The organism is Pseudomonas sp. HMSC066A08, from assembly GCF_001813025.1.
GTDB classification, from domain to species: Bacteria; Pseudomonadota; Gammaproteobacteria; order Pseudomonadales; family Pseudomonadaceae; genus Pseudomonas; species Pseudomonas aeruginosa.
Window position 1 is genome coordinate 1 of record NZ_KV811258.1, and the last position, 238, is coordinate 238.

1 protein-coding gene is annotated in these 238 nt (G+C 64.7%); it reads right to left on the reverse strand.

Features of this window, described 5'->3' with window-relative positions; translation table 11 throughout:
* On the reverse strand, positions 1 to 238 hold a 238-nt coding region (locus HMPREF2886_RS34925; protein ID WP_256562483.1), incomplete at both ends, for a hypothetical protein.

Genomic DNA, 238 nt, shown 5'->3' on the forward strand with positions numbered 1-238 from the left:
CAGCTGCAAACGCTCTTCCAGGTACTGGTCGCTGTTCGGGTTGATCGCCAGGGGCAGGGCCTGCTCGCGCTTGAGTGCGGCGAACTTCTCGGCCGGCAGCAGGTAGTCGTCGAAGTCGCGGAACTGCCGCGAGCCCTTGACCCAGATGTCGCCGGAGCGCAGGGCGTTCTTCAGCTCGGACAGGGCGCAGATTTCGTAGAATTTCCGGTCGAGGCCTTCCGGGGTGATCACCAGCGGC